The organism is Bradyrhizobium sp. 613_E4_N2_2, assembly GCF_052075995.1.
Classification (GTDB): domain Bacteria; phylum Pseudomonadota; class Alphaproteobacteria; order Rhizobiales; family Xanthobacteraceae; genus Bradyrhizobium; species Bradyrhizobium barranii.
This window is the reverse complement of sequence record NZ_CP197234.1, coordinates 2,747,707-2,763,891: the sequence shown is the minus strand read 5'-3', so window position 1 is coordinate 2,763,891 and position 16,185 is coordinate 2,747,707. Positions and strand designations below refer to the sequence as shown.

16 protein-coding genes and 1 pseudogene are annotated in these 16,185 nt (G+C 63.9%); 7 read left to right on the top strand and 10 right to left on the bottom strand.

The annotated features are described in order from the left end of the window. Positions 1-139 precede the first annotated feature (139 nt). Positions 140-325, top strand: a complete 186-nt coding sequence (locus AB7290_RS13055) for a hypothetical protein (RefSeq protein ID WP_014493715.1) — start codon at positions 140-142, stop codon at positions 323-325. A 34-nt stretch (positions 326-359) separates the two neighbouring features. On the opposite strand, the gene AB7290_RS13050 is transcribed toward AB7290_RS13055, so the two are convergent. After that, entirely contained in the window at positions 360-533 is a 174-nt protein-coding gene (locus tag AB7290_RS13050) for a DUF3606 domain-containing protein (RefSeq protein WP_085405743.1), read from the bottom strand. 693 nt (positions 534-1,226) lie between these two features. Between AB7290_RS13050 and AB7290_RS13045 the strand changes: the two genes are divergently transcribed. Next, on the top strand, positions 1,227-2,594 hold the full coding sequence (locus AB7290_RS13045) for an NRAMP family divalent metal transporter (RefSeq protein WP_283808593.1): 1,368 nt from the start codon (positions 1,227-1,229) through the stop codon (positions 2,592-2,594). 113 nt (positions 2,595-2,707) lie between these two features. Here the strand turns inward: AB7290_RS13045 and AB7290_RS13040 are convergent, their stop codons facing one another. From AB7290_RS13040 to rocF, 4 genes are all read right to left on the bottom strand, one after another. After that, the gene (locus AB7290_RS13040) at positions 2,708-2,992 is read right to left on the bottom strand and encodes a hypothetical protein (RefSeq protein ID WP_028153026.1); all 285 of its coding nucleotides are present in this window, start codon (positions 2,990-2,992) and stop codon (positions 2,708-2,710) included. Positions 2,993-3,105: 113 nt separating this feature from the next. Further along, a complete protein-coding gene (locus tag AB7290_RS13035) occupies positions 3,106-3,648 on the bottom strand; it encodes a c-type cytochrome (RefSeq protein ID WP_085405742.1) in 543 nt (180 codons plus the stop codon). Further along, positions 3,635-4,906 (bottom strand): sulfite dehydrogenase, encoded by a 1,272-nt coding sequence (gene soxC / locus AB7290_RS13030; RefSeq protein ID WP_085405741.1) that lies wholly within the window; start codon positions 4,904-4,906, stop codon positions 3,635-3,637. Before soxC ends, AB7290_RS13035 begins: the two co-directional genes overlap by 14 nt. Positions 4,907-5,066: 160 nt before the next feature. Further along, on the bottom strand, positions 5,067-6,044 hold the full coding sequence (gene rocF, locus AB7290_RS13025) for an arginase (RefSeq protein WP_085405740.1): 978 nt from the start codon (positions 6,042-6,044) through the stop codon (positions 5,067-5,069). A 280-nt stretch (positions 6,045-6,324) separates the two neighbouring features. Here rocF and AB7290_RS13020 point away from each other — a divergent pair. Beyond that, positions 6,325-6,531, top strand: a pseudogene (locus tag AB7290_RS13020) (hypothetical protein); the annotation flags it as partial. Positions 6,532-6,550: 19 nt separating this feature from the next. On the opposite strand, the gene AB7290_RS13015 reads toward AB7290_RS13020, so the two are convergent. Further along, positions 6,551-9,295, bottom strand: coding sequence for an EAL domain-containing protein (locus AB7290_RS13015; RefSeq protein ID WP_085405919.1), 2,745 nt, complete (start codon positions 9,293-9,295; stop codon positions 6,551-6,553). A gap of 61 nt (positions 9,296-9,356) precedes the next feature. Next, complete coding sequence (locus tag AB7290_RS13010; RefSeq protein ID WP_085405738.1) at positions 9,357-10,604, bottom strand: FecR family protein; 1,248 nt, start codon at positions 10,602-10,604, stop codon at positions 9,357-9,359. Between the two features lie 131 nt (positions 10,605-10,735). On the opposite strand from AB7290_RS13010, the gene AB7290_RS13005 reads away from it, so the two are divergent. The 3 genes from AB7290_RS13005 to AB7290_RS12995 all read left to right on the top strand — a co-directional run bounded on the left by AB7290_RS13005 (position 10,736) and on the right by AB7290_RS12995 (position 13,766). Next, positions 10,736-12,532 (top strand): ShlB/FhaC/HecB family hemolysin secretion/activation protein, encoded by a 1,797-nt coding sequence (locus tag AB7290_RS13005; RefSeq protein WP_085405737.1) that lies wholly within the window; start codon positions 10,736-10,738, stop codon positions 12,530-12,532. A gap of 148 nt (positions 12,533-12,680) precedes the next feature. Continuing rightward, positions 12,681-13,511 carry an alpha/beta hydrolase gene (locus AB7290_RS13000; protein WP_063982042.1) on the top strand — a complete coding sequence of 277 codons (831 nt, stop codon included), beginning with the start codon at positions 12,681-12,683 and terminating at the stop codon, positions 13,509-13,511. Positions 13,512-13,589: 78 nt separating this feature from the next. Next, a complete protein-coding gene (locus AB7290_RS12995) occupies positions 13,590-13,766 on the top strand; it encodes a hypothetical protein (RefSeq protein WP_161495944.1) in 177 nt (58 codons plus the stop codon). Positions 13,767-13,816: 50 nt separating this feature from the next. Here the strand turns inward: AB7290_RS12995 and AB7290_RS12990 are convergent, their stop codons facing one another. Next, positions 13,817-14,158 carry a phasin gene (locus AB7290_RS12990; RefSeq protein WP_014493705.1) on the bottom strand — a complete coding sequence of 114 codons (342 nt, stop codon included), beginning with the start codon at positions 14,156-14,158 and terminating at the stop codon, positions 13,817-13,819. A 143-nt stretch (positions 14,159-14,301) separates the two neighbouring features. Further along, positions 14,302-14,487, bottom strand: a complete 186-nt coding sequence (locus AB7290_RS12985; protein ID WP_063982041.1) for a hypothetical protein — start codon at positions 14,485-14,487, stop codon at positions 14,302-14,304. 679 nt (positions 14,488-15,166) lie between these two features. On the opposite strand from AB7290_RS12985, the gene AB7290_RS12980 reads away from it, so the two are divergent. After that, positions 15,167-15,523 (top strand): hypothetical protein, encoded by a 357-nt coding sequence (locus AB7290_RS12980; RefSeq protein ID WP_441253469.1) that lies wholly within the window; start codon positions 15,167-15,169, stop codon positions 15,521-15,523. A 50-nt stretch (positions 15,524-15,573) separates the two neighbouring features. On the opposite strand, the gene AB7290_RS12975 is transcribed toward AB7290_RS12980, so the two are convergent. Further along, entirely contained in the window at positions 15,574-16,146 is a 573-nt protein-coding gene (locus tag AB7290_RS12975) for a hypothetical protein (protein ID WP_063982039.1), read from the bottom strand. Positions 16,147-16,185 lie beyond the last annotated feature (39 nt).

The following is a 16,185-nucleotide window of genomic DNA, read 5'->3' as shown; positions in this document are numbered from 1 at the left end:
TTGCGTCACCGCATCGTTTACCTGACGCTTCGAACTTTATCCAAATGCAGCGAAGCGGATTCGGCGGAATGAAATCTCCCCGCGTCATGCTGGGACATGTCCCTTGCGAGGGCGCATGGGCAAGCTGGAGATTCCGTCGATGTATTACGTCGCCGCCGCATTGCTGGTGCTGTCGGGACTGTTCTACTCCGCGAGCCATCACGAGCTCGGCCAGTTCGGTGCGAACGTGTGCAGCTATGGCAGCACGTTCTGCGACAACCCGGTGGTCGTCTTCACCGGCGGCGCGCTGGCCGCCGCCTGGGGCATGTTCGTCAGCATCAAGTAGCGGCACGCGCGTCGGCGCGCATGCATTGGGCGCGTTACCTCGCCAATTCCTTGCGGACGGCGGCGGCGGAATTGCCGACCTTGTCGACGGCCTTTTGCAACTCCTCCTTCGATATGCCGAGCGCGTGCGTCCAGTACTTGACCTCGAAGGCCTCGTGCATGTTGATCTTGCTGCGGTCCGGTTGCCCGCGCTTCGTCAGATTGTCCATCGCGTGTCCTCCCTCATGGAAGAGCAAAACGCCACCATGGACCGGCCGTTCCAAACGGCAGGACGAGACCATACGTCGGAGCTCACGCGTCGAGGCTCACACGTTCAGCCACAGCATGGAAGCGAGCACCGCTGAAAACAGAAACAGCCCGACAATTGCAATTCTGAAAACCAGATCGGCGGCCAAATGTGCCCCCTCTTGTCGTTGCAAATTCTTTGCTCGTACGGCGCGCGGCCCGGCCTTGGGCAAGGCAGGACCGCACCGTGACTTTGCTGCCGGGGCGGGTTGGAACGGCCCGTCAAGCGGCACCGCAACGCGCTCATCCAGCTTTGGTTCCAGGTTTTCGGAAGGCGCGAATCACAGCAACGATAACCCCACCGGTCGGCGGACGCCACTGGCATGAGAATCAAACCGTGCCGCGCGACAGCGGACAGCCGAGCAGGTGCTGCCTGATCGCCGACGGCTTCCGTGTCCAGGGATCGGCCGACTGTCGGCGACATCTTCTCGCGCGAGAGGCTGGCGACCGTTTTGAACGGAGGGAAAAGGAAGAGCCCGCAACCGGTGACGGTGCGGGCTCGACGATCTCTGTGATGGTATCACTCTACAAGTGTTTTGCCCGACGTGTCAAAGGATGACGGGGCGTTGGCGTCAGCGGACGGCGCGGGCGCTGGCCGACGCAGGAACTTTGCGGCCATGACGCGCTTGAAGCACACTTCGCAATTCCGGAAGCCGGAAGGTCAGCCCCTGTCAAACCGATCGAAGCAGCACGCCGCCAAGCACGACAGCGCCAAAGGATCGGCGAAGTCCGGACCGGGGCTGCTGCAACGGCTGGGGCCCGGGCTCATCACCGGCGCAGCCGACGACGATCCGTCGGGCATCGCCACCTATTCGCAGGCGGGTGCGCAATTCGGCTACGGGCTGCTCTGGACGGTGTTTCTGACCCTGCCGTTCATGATCGCGATTCAGCTCGTCAGCGCTCGCATCGGCCGGGTCACCGGCAAAGGGCTCGCCGCCAACGTCCTGCAGCTCGCGCCGCGCTGGATCGTGCTGGGGCTCGTCTCGCTGCTCGTCATCGCCAACACCTTCAACATCGCCGCCGACATCGCCGCGATGGCGGAGGCGCTCTCGCTGGTCATCGGCGGGCTCAATCACGAGCACGCGCTGATCTTCGCGGCGGGCTCGACCCTGCTCCAGGTGTTCGTGCCCTATCGCCGCTATTCGCCGGTGCTGAAATTCCTGACGCTGACGCTGTTCGCCTATGTCGCCACCGCCTTCACCGTGGAGATCCCGTGGAGCACCGCGTTGCTCGCCGCGGTATGGCCGAAGGCGACGATCAGCGCCGACTATTTCCTGATGGTCGTCGCCGTGCTCGGCACCACCATCAGCCCCTATCTCTTCTTCTGGCAGGCCTCGCAAGAGGTCGAGGAGATGAACCAGGGCAAGCGCGACAAGCCGCTGCGCGACCTTCCAACCGGGGGCGCCCCTGAAATCGCGCGCATCAAGGCCGACACCATCGTCGGCATGCTGCTCTCCAACAGCATCGCCTTCTTCATCATCCTGACCACGGCGGCCGTGCTGAACGGCAATGGCATCACCAGGATCAACTCGGCGACGGAAGCGGCCGAAGCGCTGCGTCCGCTCGCCGGCGATTTCACCTTCGCGCTGTTCGCGCTCGGCATCATCGGCACCGGCCTTCTGGCGATCCCGGTACTCGCGGGCTCGGCGGCTTACGCCGTTGCTGAGACTTTCGGCTGGCACGCCACGCTGGAGGCGAAGCCGGAAAAGGCGGTCGGCTTCTACGCCATCATCGCGGCCGCAACCATCATCGGCTTCGGTCTCGGCTTCACCGGCATCGACTCGATTCACATGCTGGTATGGAGCGCGGTGCTCAACGGCATCGTTGCCGTGCCGGTCATGGCCATGATGATGCTGATCGTCTCGAGCCGTGCGATCATGGGCCGCTTCAAGGCCCGCTCACGGCTGGTCGCGCTGGGCTGGCTCGGCACCGCGATCATGGCGCTGGCCGTCCTCGCTCTGCTCGGCTCGTCCGCGATCGGCTGACCAGACCGGCGACAGCGACGCCGAGACCTGCGACGCCAAGATCTGCGGCGCCAAGATCTGCGACGCGACGACGACGAAGGCGGCGAGCACGGCCGGCACGCTGATGAACCGTATTACGGCGTCACGGGGTTGACGGTCGGAGATGTCTTCGGCCCCGGCCGCTCCGGCTCGACCGGCGACTTCGGTGCGGTGGGAAGCACCTTGGCGCCGGCGGCATGTGCGGCCTCGCCCGTCGTCGCATACATCGCAACATGAGCCGGCTGAGTCTTGGCGCGGTTCCACGGCCCGTGATCGACGATCACCATCGCAGCAATCGTCAAGCCGGCCACGATCAGCGCGATCACGCCGGGATGGCGAAGCGCCGAGGACATGGAGTTTGCGAAGCGATGTGTTGTCATCGAAGGACCCGTGCTGTTTCCTCTCGCGGGTTAACTCAAACGCATCCTGCGAGTTCCGCCCTTCGCTTAAGCAAGTTCTGAGCCACTGCGCGGAACCGATCGTCCCGATGCGATCACTTTTTCACGTCCGGGCGCGCGTCGCCGACGAAGCTGTCGCGGTTCGGCATTTTGACAGCCGAAAGCGATTTGGCATCGAGTGTCGCATCGGCTCCCACCAGCCCGTTCAGGTTCAGGATATAGGCGGACACCGCATAGACGTCATCGTCGCTCAGCGACTGCGGCGCGTTCTGCGGCATGGCGCGGCGGATATAATCGAACAGCGTCGGCGCATAAGGCCAATAGCTGCCGACGGTGCGGATCGGCTTGGCCGTTGCGATCGTGCCCTGCCCACCGGCGAGCCGGTCACCCAGGCCACCCTCGCCTTTATCGCCATGGCACGAAGCACATTGCTGGGCGAACACCTCGCGCCCATGGCTGACCGAACCGCCTCCCTTCGGCAGATTGCGGCCGTCACGTCCGACATCGATATTCCAGCCCGCGATCTCCGCAGCCGTCGCAGGGCGACCGATGCCGTAAGGGCTTTGCGCCTGCGCTTCGCTCGCGAAGGCACCCAGCGCGATTGCGACGGCAACGCCGCAGGTCTCACGCCAGCGCATTGGTCACCTCGCCGTCGGCCGCGATGCGCCAGGGCCAGATCGCGTTGTTGTGGTAGAAATAGTTCTCGCCGCGCACCGCGAGCAGCTCCGCCAGCGTCGGCTGCACATAGCCGGTCTCGTCGACGGCACGGCTCTGGATCACGGCTGGCTTGCCGTCCCATTGCCAAGGCAGGCGGAAGCGCGTGAGGGCGCGCGTCAACACCGGCTCCTGCAATCGCGCGTCCTGCCAGCTCCTGCCGTCATCGACCGAAACCTCGACGCGCTTGATCTTGCCATGTCCGCTCCAGGCGATGCCGGTGATCTCGTGGAAGCCGGGCGCGCTCAGGCGATGACCGCCCGAGGGGCGCGTAATGATCGACTTCGCTTCCATGTAGAAGGAAAACTCGCGCGCCGTGCCGTCGGGCAAGAGATCGGTGTATTTCGAGGTCTCTTCGCGCGAATAAATGGGCTCCGCGGTCACGTGCAGGCGGCGCAGCCACTTCACGCTCATATTGCCTTCGAAGCCCGGCAGAAACAGCCGCAAGGGATAGCCCTGCTGCGGACGCAACCGCTCGCCGTTCTGGCTGTAGACCAGAAGGGCGTCCTCGAGGCATTTCTCGATCGGAATGCTGCGCGTCAGCGCGGCGGCGTCAGCGCCTTCGGCGACGACCCATTTGGCGTCCGGTTTCAATCCGGCCTCCTGGAGCACCAGCTTCAGGCTCACGCCGGTCCATTCGGCGCAACTCACCAGACCCACGAGGTCCGATGCCGTCTTGCCATAGGGCTTGGTGTAACCGGGATTGCCGGAGCATTCGAGGAAGTGGATGCGCGACTCCGACGGGAAGCGCCTGAGATCGTCCATCGTGAAGATCAGAGGCCGCTCGACGAGGCCGTGCATCATCAACCGATGCTGCGCCGGGTCGATGGTCGGAACACCGCCATGATGCCGCTCGTAGAACAGTCCATTCGGCGTGATGATGCCGTCGAGCTCCTGCAATGGCGTCCGGCTGGAGGCCGATATGTACTGCTTGAGAGTCTTCGAGATGTTCTTGACGACGCCCTTCTCGAACGGTGACGGCGCGCCATAGGGCTGGGCTCCCATCGGCTCGCCCGGCGCCTTCATCCATTCGGGAATGTTGGGCGGAAGGTTGTCCGTCTCCGCCGCGGCCGACGCACCAGCGCCCAGAACGGCGCCGCCCGCCACCGCGGTGCCGCCTTGCAGGAAGCGACGGCGTGTTGTTCTCGCGGATTTTCCCGCGGCGTCGATCGTGCTGCTCATTGCGGATCCTCGGCTGAAGCGCGACCCGCATCAAACCCTCCGCAAAGGGCGTTTGCAATCCGCACCTATTTCAAAAACAGGCGATTTCGACCAGGACTGGTCTAGATCAGCCAGCCGCAACAGTCATTCCGTTCTTCGCGATGCAAGACAGCTCTCAGTTTCACTCGCCCGGAGCGATCGCGTTACTCGGCGTCGGGCGGTCGGTGATCTGCTGTCCGAACAGGCTGCCGATCAGCTCGACCGCAGTGCGCGCGGTGCGACCGCGCTCGTCCAGGAACGGATTGAGCTCGACGATGTCGACCGATCCGACCAGGCCGGAATCATGAAGCAGCTCCATGATCAGATGCGCCTCGCGATAGGTCGCTCCGCCCGGCACCGTGGTGCCGACCCCCGGCGCCACACACGGATCGAGGAAATCGACATCGAAGCTGACATGGAGCACGCCATCGCACGCCTTGACGCGCTCGATGACGCGCCGGATCAGCACGGCGACGCCGAACTCGTCGATCTGGCGCATGTCGACAACCCTGATCCGGCGTGTGCGCATCAATTCCTTTTCGAGCTTATCGATCGAACGCGCGCCGAACAGGTCCAGCCTGTCGGGATCAATCGAGGCGCGCGGATCATCGCCGAGCAATCCGTCGAGGCCGGGCTCGCCACACAAGAACGCCGCCGACATGCCGTGCATGTTTGCGGTGATCGTCGTCTCGGGCGTGTTGTAATCGGCATGGGCGTCGAGCCAGAGCACGAACAGCTCGCGTCCGCGCTCCTGCCAGTGGCGCGCCATGGCATTCACCGAGCCCATCGACAATGTGTGATCGCCGCCGAGGAAGATCGGCAACGCGCCGGTCTGTGCGATCTCATGGCCTCTGCGGCTCAGCAGGCGCGTCCAGCGCTGGATTTCGCGATAGTGATTGGCCTTTTCGGGCGGCCTGTCAGCGAGGTCCCTGACCTCCGCCACCGAGAGATCGCCGTAGTCGACAACTTCGAAATCAAGGCTTTCGAGCAGTGGCGCAAGGCCGGCGGTGCGCAGCGCTGCGGGGCCCATCAAGGTGCCGCGCTGCGAAGCGCCCATGTCGATGGGCGCGCCGAGCAAGGCGATGCGCCGGCCTTGATCCGTCATGATCCGATCGGTCACGGCAATCTCCTGAGATCAGCAAGCCTCCGCCAGCCTAACAGAGATTCGCATCCGTCGTTTCCCGGGATTACGGGACGAAAGAGCTCGCGCGCCCGGAACAAATTCCCGAACGCCGCATTTTGTTTACAGGGCCGGCATCCGCCGTTCAAAACGGCGCCTGTCGCGGATAGCCAAAGGTCTCTCGACCCGCTGTTCAAAACGAGCGCACGCGCGGATAGCCAAAGGTGCCGGCCTCCAGCTCTTCGCCAATTCGGGAGGTCGCGATCTTGAGCACGGACATGTCGACGCAGCGACCGACGTGTCCCGCACCATCGGCGAGGTGGCAGGCGGCCTGCACGCCGCGGTGGATCGCCTCACTGCCGCAATCGACGAAGCACGAAAACCCGGCCGGCCGCTCGCGACGGTCGCGGCAATCACGCGCGAAGCGCCCTTGGCCAGTCTGTTCGTCGCCTTCCTCTTTGGCGTGGCAATTGCACGCCGGCGCTAGCGATCGGAGTTGAAGCGGTTCAGGCCGCGCTGACGGCTTCGAGTTCAGCCGGCAGGAATTGCCTCTCGAACGCCTCGGCAGGCATCGGCCGGCCGAAGAAATATCCCTGCCCTTCCTCGCATCCCATGCTGACCAGAAAGTCGGCCGTGGCACGGTTCTCGATGCCCTCCGCCACGACAGTGAGCCCGAGCTGCTTGCTGAGACCGATGGTCGAGCCGACGATCGCGGCGTCGTCGGAATCGGCGAGCAGGTCAAGCACGAACGACCGGTCGATCTTGAGCCCGTCGAGCGGAAACTTCTTCAGATAGCTCAGGCTTGCATAGCCCGTGCCGAAGTCGTCGAACAGAACGCGGACGCCAAGCTGCTGGATCCGCTCGAACATGTCGAGCACGCGGCTTTCGTCATGCAGCAGGATATCCTCGGTGACTTCGAGCTCGAGCAGCGACGGCGTGAGCCCCGTCTCCGCGAGCAACCCCGCAACGGAATGCGCGAGGTCGCCGGACTCGAGCTGCGATGGCGAGAGGTTGATCGCGACGCGCACGCTGTTTCGGGACAATTCCCAGGCTCGCGCCTGCCGGCAGGCGGTCTCCATCACCCAGTTCGCGATCCGCTCGGACAGGGACGAGGTGTTGACCACCGGCATGAATTCCCCGGGCGAGACATAGCCGCGCACGGGATGCCGCCAACGGATGAGCGCTTCGGCCCCGAGCAGGCTGCCGTCGACCAGCCGAACCTGTGGCTGATAGAACAGTTCGAACTCGCCGCGATCCGCGGCAAGCGCCAGTTCGCTCTCCAATGTCAGCCGGTTCTCCAGCTCCTGCCTGATCGCACTCTCGAAGATCACGTGGCTGCCGCGCCGCGTCATCTTTGCCTTGCTCAGCGCCAGATGACCATTGCCGAGAAGATCGTCGGCGTTGTGCCCGCCTTCCGGATAGACGGCGACGCCGATGCTGATCCTGACGCGATGTTGGCGCGCGCCCGTTGCGAGCGGCGTTTCGAACGCGCGCGCGATCCGCTCGGCAAACTCCACAATCGGCTCGCCAGCCTCCGTACAATCACGCGCGATGGCGAACTCGTCGCCGCTGAGCCGGGCGACGACCGCCTTGCCATCGACTTTGGTCCGGAGGCGCTCCGCGACGGCCCGCAGCACGAGGTCGCCGGCCGAATGTCCAAGCATGTCGTTGATCTGCTGGAAGCCATCGAGGCCGAGCACGAGCAGCGCGACGTCGGACGATCGCCGCTCCGCCGCGGCGATCAGATTGGCGAGGCTTGCATGCAGCAAGTTGCGGTTGGCAAGACCGGTCAACGCGTCATGTTCGGCGAGATACCTGACGCGTTCGGCTTCGCGCTTGCGGACCGAGATGTCGCGCAGGATCGCTCCGTACTGGAAGCCGTCCGTGCCCTGCCAGCCCGAAAAGCTCGCTTCGACCGCGAACGTCTCGCCGTTCCTCCGCCGCCCCTGGAACTCGACGACGACGGCACCGCCGGGCACCAACAGCGCCTGGCGCGCAGCATCGCGCATGGCAAATGCCTTTGCGCCACCGCCGGCGGGCTCCGCACAGAGCGTTTCGAACGGCCGCCCGATCATTTCGGTCGGCATGTAACCGAAGATCGCGCTGGCGCCCGGATTCCACACCGTGATCCGGTGATCCTCGTCGGTGCAGATCAGACCGTCGCCGAGCGACATCGCGATACGATGAAAGCGGCTCTCGGCGATACGTCCCAGGAGACTACGGAAATCGATCTCGTCGAGTGCAATCGCGGTCAGATAGGCAATGATCGCAATGTGAAACAGCGACGTGTCGATGATGAGCGGCCAGCTTGCCTGCACGAGCGCAGCGGCAAGTTCCACGCCGGCTCCTGCGGCGACGAGGATGGTGACGCGTACGCCCGGCGCGGAACGGCGCCACGAATACATCATCGCCAGGCAGATCAGGCCCAAGCCAATGATCATGCCGGCATCGGACGTCCAGCGCAGCATCCGGTTCTGGAGGATCGATTCTGCCGCGAGCGCCTGGAGGACGGGCCCAGAGACGCTCTTACCGTTTGGAACGCTGAACCGGTCGCCCAGTTCGAGCGCGGTAGCACCGACGATGATCTTCTTGTCTCTCAGCTTGTCCAAGGTCGCGGCATCGCCGCGCAGCACGTCAAAATAGGAGACACTTGGGATGGAGGCCGCACGAATGCCGAAATCGATCAGGAAGGGTGGCCGCCGATTGGCATCCTGCCCGGCCAGCACGACGGCCATCGACGGCATCACTGCATCGCCAAGCTTCTCTCCGACCGGATAGCGGCGCACGAGCCCGTCGGACTCGATCGCAACATTGACGACGGCCGGCCACGACTGGTTGCTGAACGGCTTCAGTGGACGATTGATGTGAACCGTGCCACCATTCGGCGTCGGCTGCTTGAAGGAGGGCAGGATCGTCGAACCGCCGACCTCCCGAAGCGCGGTGACGAGGGCTTCGTCAGAGGCCGGATCCGATGGTGTGCTGAAATCGACGTCGAAGGCGACGTCCTGTGCCCCCGCCGCCTCGAGCCTGTGCAACAGCTCCGCGTGGAGCCGGCGCGGCCAGGGCCATATTCCGATCTGGTCGATCGAGGGTGCGTCGATGGCCACCACGACGACATTGCCGCTGGCCGTACGCGATTGCCAGGCGAAGCGCAGATCGGTGAGCGCGTTGCGAAGCGCGCCGTGCCACCCCGTGGACAGCACGACCGCAAGCGCGATCATGACGAGAATATGCGGCCGATGACGTTTCACTTTGCTCCCCTGCACCGGCGGTCCCTGCCGCCTGGCGCTCCCCTATACCGACGACACGCTCCTAGCGATGGCCTTTGCCCCAATACCAACCGTAGTGGTGGCCATGATTGCCGTTACCGTTGCTACCGTTATTCCCGTTTCCGCTGTTCCCGTTGCCGTTGTTGCCATTATTGCCGGTGCCGCCGCTTCCGTTGCTGGTCGTACCAGTCCCGTTGCTTCCGCTCCCAGAGCTTCCGCCGGATACATCGCTGGTCGAACCAGCGGTGGTCGCAACGGTCGTCGTCGTATTTGACGACGTCGACGTTGCACTGGCCGTGGGTGCACTACTGCTCACCGTAATCGCCGTGACGTTGGAGCTGTTGGCGGCCGTGGTCGTCGTGCTCGCCTTCGTATCGCTCCACACCGTCTCGGTCCCGGTGCTGGCGTTCGCATTGCGCACGTGCCCCGTTGTCACGGCGCCGTGGGCGAGCCCGTTCGTGACCTTGTGGACGTTCAGCTTGACCTCGCCGAGCGAACTGGAGATGCGCACGACGCCGCCTTTGGGCGTCTGACTGCCGGCCGCTTGATGCGATTGCGCCGGCGCGCCGGCCGCCTTGGTCCCCTTGTCGATCGGACCGAGCGCATGGATCGCGTGGCCGCTCGCCGCATTGCGCGGTGCCGACAGGCCCGATTTCGGCACCGGGACTCGCTCGATCGTCGAGGCGCGCGGCTTGCCGTGCTCGATCGGATTGAAGGTGCCGGCACCACTCAGGCTGAGGCCGGGCTTGCCGTGCTCAAAGGAGGTGGCGGCCTGTCCCGGCATGACCTGTGCGATCTGTCCGGACTTGAAGTCGGAGACTTCAACCTGGCCGCGGAGCACGCCGACCTTGGTGCTGCCAGCATTCACGGTGACGCTGAATTGCGTTCCCTTGACCACGGCGGCGAGATACGGCGTCTCGACCTCGAAATGCTTGACGTTGCGCTTCTCGACCTCGAGCAGGATCGAACCCGCTTGCTGGATGATGGTGGTCGAGAGCCCTTCCTTCTTCTCGGCCGGCAAACCGACCACCGAGTTCGGGGAGATCAAAATCGATTCCTCGCCGCGGACGAGCAGCACGCGTCCGTTGCGTCCGGTGCGAATGGTATCACCGGCCCTCAGCGTCCCTTCCTGGGTCAATGACACAGGCTGCGCGCCGTTGGCGGCAAGCCAGACCTCACCGGAGGACTTGCTGACTGACCAGATGCCATCGTCCGCGGCAGATGCGAACGAGGCCGTACCCAGGATCAGCGCGGCCACGAAGGCGCACCGCATTCCAACTCTGCCCAGCATCACGATCCTCAGTCCCGCATTACAGCCAGTCCTGAGGCGTATCCGAAATCACTCAAGAGAGAATTAGCGGGAACCGGCAAGTCCAATGGCTGCATTAACTAATCATTGACCATAAAAAACTAAGAAAAATCATGCAGCTAACGAACTCTTACCGGCTCTTGTGCACTGCTCCGTTAAACTACGGGGAGCGGCTCGTTGCGCGCATTGAGAAGCGGCATCTCCTTATGGCACTGGCGCTGGCGGCACCGATTTTCACGGGAATTTCGCAGGCGTTCGCTCAACAGGCGAACCAGCCCGGCTTCGATCCGCGGCAGCCCGAGAAATACTTTGAAAACCAAACCGAGCAGGAATCGCTGAGCCGTCCTCCGGTCCCGCTGCCGGCGGTCGGCCGGCCCAACACAGGCGGGGATACGAAACCGCAATTCGTGTTGCGCGGGATCGATGTCAGCGGCGCCCAAGCCATTCCCCGCGATCGCATCGCCGCAGCCTATCAGCCCTATCTCGGAAAGAAGGTCTCGCAAGCCGACCTCGCCGCGATCGCCGGCGCGATCAGCGATCTCTACCGCGCAGACAGCTTTCATCTGAGCCGGGCGATCGTGCCGCCGCAGGACATCGCCGACGGTCGCGTCCGGATCCAGGTGATTGAAGGCGCCATCGTGCAGGCCGAGCTGAAAGGCGACGGCGCCGAGCAGTTTGGCGTGAGGCCGATGCTGGGCCCGGTTCTCGCCGAGCAGCCGTCGCGCCTGGCAACGCTCGAACGTCAGCTCTTCCTCATCAATAGCGGGCCGGGCATCCGGATCACCGACACCGCGCTCGAGGAGATAGGCGGTGCCACCGGCCGCTTTCGCCTCATCGTCCATTTGAAAACCTGGCACGTCTTCTCGTCGTTCGGCGTGGATAATCTGGGCTCATCGTCGGTCGGCCCGTGGCAGACCTACGCGACCGGCGCTTTCAACTCCTACCTCACGCCCGGCGATACCCTGGCGGTCAACCTGTCGACCATTGCCAACGACCCGCGTCAGCTTGGCTTTGCGCGATTATCCTATGACGCGCCCGTCGGCGTCGACGGCGTGCGCCTCGGCGCTTCCGTCCTGTACAGCGCGGTCCGGCCGGGTGACGCCCGCCGCCTCGACAGCGACATCACCACGACAGAGGCGTTCGAGCTACGGGCAAGCACCGTGCCCTTCATGTCGCAATCATCGGCGTTGACGCTGACCTTGGCCGGCACCTTCAGCAACGTGTCCGAGCACGATCTTTACGGCCCCTGGTACAACGACCACATCAGGACCGCGAGCCTGACCGCCGATTACCGGCTCCAGGATCGCTTCGGCGGCACCAATTTCGCGACGCTCACCTACCGCCAGGGTCTCGACATCTTCGGTGCCTCGCATTTCGACGACGATCTGTTGTCGCGCGATGGCGCCGCGTCGAACTTCTCGGTGCTGAACCTCTGGTTCACGCGCTACCAGACCCTCAACGACGCCTGGTCGCTCAAGCTGTCGGCCGCCAGCCAGACGGCATCGCGGCCGCTGTTCATTTCGCAGCAATTCTATCTCGGCGGAGCCGCTTTCGGCCGGGGCTATGGCGCAGCCGAGATCAGCGGCGACAACGGTCTTGCCGGCTCGCTCGAGCTGCGCTTCGACCAGAAGCTCAATTTCCGCTACTGGACCGGCTATCAGCTCTACGCCTTTGGCGACGCCGGCGCAGTCTGGAACGACGGTTACCGCCTGAGTGACGGCCTGTCGCTGACATCGGCCGGAGCCGGCGTGCGGTTCTTTCTGCCGGATGATCTTCAAGCCGATCTCGGCGTAGCCGTCCCCTTGAGCTACCGGGCGCCAGACAACGAGCGCCGCAGCCCACGCTTCCTGTTCACCCTCTCGAGCGCATTCCGGCTCTGCCCCGAACGCGGCAGGGGCGGCTGCCTCTAGCTCTCGCGCTTTGAGCACACCCGGCATGCGGCCCTTTTGCGGCCTTGCTCACAGACTTGCCTAAATTTAATCCCGTAACCTGCTCACGATCGCTCGATCCGGGGGCTTGCAATGACCATTTTCAGTCGAAAGTGATTGGGACGGAACCATGAAGAGGGTGTTTGCAATCCTGGCCTTTCTCTGCGTGCTCGGCGTCGGCCAGTATTTCGTGGTCAGCCGGTTCGCGATCCGACATGAGATTTTGACCCTGTTCGATGCCTCGCGCCAACGGCCGATCTCGGTCGAGATCGCGGTGCGGCGCGACTACGAGACCAAGGCCAATCTCGGGCTCTGGAAGCTCCCGCTCGCCATCATCAGCAACGGCAACACCGTCAAGGCGACCGAGTATTCCTTCCTCGCCAACGTGCTCGCGGCGCGCGGTTATCTCGTTGCCAGCATCCAGCAGGACCTGCCGAGCGATCCGCCGTTGATGACCCATGTCGGTCAGCAATATGTCGGGCGGCGCGAGGTCTATATCCGCTGCGAGGCCAACATCCTTTTCGCCCTGGCCGAACTGAAGCGACGGCAGGAAAACACCGACTACGACCACATCACCCTCGTCGGCCATTCCAACGGTGGCGACGTCTCGATGTATGTCGCCCATCAGCACCCGGAGATCGTGTCGAAGGTGATCACGCTCGACAATCTGCGGGTGCCCTTCGTGCTCAGCGACAACCTGAAGATCCTGTCGTTCCGCTCCAAGGATCCGCATTTCCAGACCGACCCGGGCGTGCTGCCGACGCCTGAAGAGGCCAAAGCGCGCGGCATCGACATCGTCCATACCGGTGCTCAGCACACCGAGATGAGCGATCGCGGTCCCGATGCGGTCAAGGAGAAGATCCAGGCGACACTCGACCGCTTCTTGCGTGACAGTGCCAGCAGCTCGCTCGCGCCGGCTGACACCAGAAGCCCGATGATCATGAACCCCGGCGACTACTAGCCGGGCCCCCTTTGCGGCAGATCAAGGCAGCTCCAGACTGGCGACGATAGGAAGGGCCTCACCATCCCGGAGAGGCACGTGTCGCACTCCATCGAAAGCCTCGATACGAAACGTCTCGAGACGGCAGGCCTTGGCCTGCCGGCTGCGAGGACACCGGCATTCGCGCGATATCTCTATCGTGCGACCCGCAAGCTGCTGCGGTCGATCATCGCCCGCATCGATCTCTCGCAATTTCCGGGATCGTGCTGCGGCTGAGCGCGGCGTCACGCAGGATCAATTTGCGGGCACGCGGCGCACACCGGAACTCAGGACTTTCCCTTGCCGGGCTGCATGAAACTCCCGGTCATCTGGCGCATGTGGTCGCCGGCGCTGGTGAACTGGCTGCGCAGGAAGTCGGACTGGATTCGCATCGCTTCCTGAAGGTCGGTGGCATGCACGAGCTTGCGCGCGTGCTCGAACGCCGACTTCATGTTCTGCTCAGTGAACGCGAGCGCCTGCTTGGACACTTCGGTACCCGCTCCGGGAACCGACGTCATCGACTTGGTGGCAGCTTCGAAAAACATGCCGAACGCCTGTTCCGCCTGGTCGATCGTCTTTTCGGCCAGGTCGCGCAGTTCGGCCGGGACTTCGAGCTTCGGTTCGATCATGGTCATACTCCTCCCCTTTTTCCCAACTGAATACCACACTTGCCGGACCGCATTCCAGCGGCAGCCTGGGGGCAAACGTCGCCCGGCGGTCCGCTCCGGCAGGAAAACGAGGGACGAGGCGTACGGCCGGCGCGCGGCTGGGGTCAGGACAGGGGGTGCTCGGGAAGGGTTTCTTCGGTGCCGAGGTCTTCGACCAGCTTGATGACCTCGAAACGCTGTCGAGGCCCGAGCTTCAGGAACGCGCGAAGCAGGCGCAGACTTTCAACGGTGCTGCTTGCAGGCGCGCCGAGCTTAAGGTGCAGTTCAGCCGCGAAATTGAGGTTTTTCATCTCGCACCTATGACAAGCATCGGCCCTCGTGATCAGACGTCGAGGTCTCGCTCGAGAACCGAACACCATGACCGGACGCCATGGTGACCCTGAGATCTCGGCCGGGGCACCCGGTGGGTTAACACGCTGAACCATATACTGGCTCAACCGAACAGGTTGCAATTATGTCAAGAAACAACCCTTCCGGCAAGCCCAACCGTCGCCGTAGCGATGCTTCGTCCGCATCGCAGCACGGCAATTCCGGATAACAGGAATATGGACCGTCGTCACCCACCTGCGTCAAGAAGCGGCATCACTCACGCACACGGCCTCGGTCGCTGTCAATCGGTGCGGCGTTTCGCCGTGTTTCCGGTGTGAACGAGGCCAGATTAAAGTTTCCTCGGCGTATACACGTAATTGTTGAGTCCGACCTCGGCGGTTGTATCGTCGGCGAAATGAACGTCGAGCCGCGCAGCCGGCCTGCAGCGTCTTGATCCGTCCGCCAGTGAAGCCCCCCTTGAGCTGCTCGGCTTGGACGCGGTTCCCCGTACCGGGTTCATCGGTCCGAAGATATCTCCGCCAATGAACCGTCGTTCAAGGTGGAACGACCAAGCGGTTGCGAAGCGGCCACGCAGACCACGGGCGCCATGGCTGACGGACTTCTCGATTCGGGCGCGCCTCAGCACCAAAGGACGACAGCATGCTTTCCCGCTGCGATCTCATCAAGGGCGGCGCGATCGCGCTTCTCACTTTCTCGATACAAGGCGCATGGGCGCAGGAGACCAGGATGAATCTGTTCAAGATCGTCACCATCAAGGACGAAATCGTCGTCGGATTGTCGACGGAGGAGCTCCAGGCGCTCGGCGGCAATGATGCGAGCGCGGTTGCGCATGCGCTGGCGCAGAAGGGCGATCTCACGGTCTGGCAGTACAACGTGCATCGCGGCTCGAACGGCGAATTGCAACAGGCGCCGACCGCGAAGATCGGGCTCTTGGCCAACGCGTCTCTCCGTGTCGAGCCCTACACGACGCCTTACCAGATCGTGCCGCATCCGTAACAAGAGGCCCGGGCGCGCCTGCGGCGAGACCCGCAGGCGCACCACTACTCTCAACGCTGCTTGGCGCGCCGAGCCCGGCCTTCCGTCGCAAAGCCGTAGATCAGCGCCAGCCGGTCCAGGCATTCGCGAAAGCGCCGCGCGAAATAGTCGTTCCAGCGCTGGGTACGGACAGCGCGCCGCTCCCCGATCTGATCCATGGTCAGCCCCAGCACCAGGACGTCGTGCACCAGCGCGGCGCCGTCGGTACCGAGTTCGCGCTCGACCCGGTTGAGGCGCAGCACAGCCTGGCGCTGGTCCTCGGTGACGGGCTCGCGCGAGCGCGTGCCATCGACATATTCGCGCGTCGGGTCCACCGCCTGGGGCCCGCGCTCCGCCCTCTCCCAGTCGTTCTGGAAGGCGCGCCCGCCGCGATACTGCGCCTCGTCGATCTGGTGATGCGCGTGCAACCGGCCGAGCGGATCGCCGCGGATCGAGCGGACGGCGACGATCTTCTCGCCGGCATCGAGCGCCAGCGGATTGTCGACCTCGACCTCCGCCACCTCTGCATTGAACGGCACCTCCCGCGATCGCCGATCGTAGATTCCAGTCAATCTGTAGGACTTGTTGCGTCGTGCACCTGCCACTCGGATACTCCTCGCAAAATTGAACGGATAGCGGTCTCG